Source organism: Candidatus Atribacteria bacterium, assembly GCA_011056645.1.
GTDB lineage: Bacteria > Atribacterota > Phoenicimicrobiia > Phoenicimicrobiales > Phoenicimicrobiaceae > Sediminicultor > Sediminicultor quartus.
In genome coordinates, this window is the sequence record DSEL01000003.1 from 1 (window position 1) to 2,108 (window position 2,108).

Consider the following 2,108-nt stretch of genomic DNA (forward strand, 5'->3'; position numbering starts at 1 on the left):
ATATATTGTTGAATATAATTAAATATAGCACTGAGGACATATAACCCGATTAAGATGAAAATAATATTTAAAATATAATTAAAATCAATGGCTGCATTGGGCACATTTTTCGTTTTTAGGAGGAAACCTTCAAATAATTTAGTGGTTACTCGTCCCATAATTTTTGGACTGATGATATTAAAAAATGTACTGGCTATAGCCGCCAAAAAAGTAATAATAAGCTTAACTCGATAAGGTTTCAAATAATCGAGTAACCGTTTTAATGTCCCTCTAAAATCTTTGGCTTTTTCTATCGGCATAGCCATACTTCTATGACTTCCGGGTCCACGACCTAATCCTCTAATTGGCGGTCCTGCTTTTATATCTTTTTCACTCATACTAATTCCTCTTCCGAGAGTTGTGAAGCCACGATTTCCCTATAGACTTTGCAGGTTTTGATTAAGTTCAGGTGTTTACCTATACCCACAATTTTACCCTCATCTAAAACAATAATTTGATCTGCACTCATTACTGTGGTCACTCGTTGGGCAATAATTAAAACTGTATCGTTTTTTGTTTCTTTTTTTATTGCTGCCCGTAATTTTGCCTCTGTTTTAAAATCAAGGGCAGAAAAACTATCATCAAAAATATAGATTTCAGGATGTTTGGCCAAAGCTCTTGCAATCGCCAGTCTTTGTTTCTGCCCCCCTGAAATATTGGTTCCGCCTTGTGCAATTTGAGAATTATAAGTTTGTCCCATGGTAGAGATAAATTCTGAGGCTTGAGCAATCTCGGCTGCTCTTATTATTTCATCACGAGATAGGTTATTGTTCCCAAAGCTAATATTTTCTGCAATAGTTCCTGTAAAAAGAACAGCTTTTTGAGGAACTAATCCGATCTTAGCACGTAATTTTTCTTGAGTTAATTCTCGTATATCAACTCCATCAACTAAAATACGACCCGATGTTACGTCATAAAATCTTGGTATAAGATTTATTAATGTCGATTTTCCAGAACCTGTGCTTCCAATAATTGCGGTCAATTCACCAGGGTTAGCCTTAAAAGAAATTTTTTTAATAACCGGCTCTTCCGCACCCCGATAACAGAAGCTAACCTTATCAAATTCAAGATAACCTCTTTTGTCTTTTTCAGATAGATTACCTTGTGATTTAATCTCACTTTCAATTTTTAATTTGCTCTCCTCGGGTATTATTGTATCCTTTATTTTTGGCTCGACATCTAAAACTTCATTAATTCGAATAGCAGATACCGATGCTCGAGGAACCATAATAAACATCATGGACACCATAATTAAAGAAAACATAATCTGTGATGCATATTGAATAAATGCCATCAAATCTCCAACTTGCATGCCACTATTATTGATTCGTATACTTCCAAACCAAATAATAGCTACAATTGCCAAATTAAGAATTAGCATCATTAAAGGCATTAAAATAGCCATCAGTATGTTGACTTTTTTCGCAGTTTCTGTTAAATCAAGATTGGCCTTATGGAATTTTTTCTTTTCAGAAGCTTCCCGATTAAATGCTCGAATAACCCGTATACCGGTTAAATATTCTCGAAGAACTAAATTAAGTTTATCTAATTTAATTTGCATTGATTTAAAAAGAGACATACTTTTATTGGCAATGAAAAAAATGATAATAGTTAAAATCGGTAAAATAAATACAAGAATCAATGATAATTTAGCGTCTTTTAAAACAGCCATAATAATACCACCAACAAAAAGCAAAGGTGCTCTTAAGAACATTCTAAGCATGATTATTGCTAACTGCTGAATTTGAGTAATATCGTTGGTTGTTCTAATGATAAGGGAGGCTGTCCCTTTTTCATCAAATTCTTCCAAGGAAAAACTTTCTACTTTACTAAACACTTTTGTTCGAAGATCTCTTGCAAATCCGGTTGCTGTTTTAGCTGCCAGGTAGCTTCCTAAAACGGAGCTAATCATTGCAATGATAGCAATCAGGATCATCCATCCTCCAATTCTTATAATATAGTTAATATCTTCGTTGACCACCCCTGTATCCACAATATCTGACATAAGTGTAGGCAAATATAATTCCGAAAGAGATTGTAAAAAAACAAAAACCATAACCCCTATTATG

The 2,108-nt window shown here is 33.9% G+C and carries 2 protein-coding genes; both read right to left on the minus strand.

What is annotated here, in order from left to right:
* The coding region (locus ENO17_00120) for an ABC transporter ATP-binding protein (protein ID HER23462.1) at positions 1–377 on the minus strand (377 nt) is incomplete at its 3' end.
* A complete protein-coding gene (locus ENO17_00125; protein ID HER23463.1) occupies positions 374–2,107 on the minus strand; it encodes an ABC transporter ATP-binding protein in 1,734 nt (577 codons plus the stop codon). The genes ENO17_00125 and ENO17_00120, both read right to left, overlap by 4 nt.
* Position 2,108 lies beyond the last annotated feature (1 nt).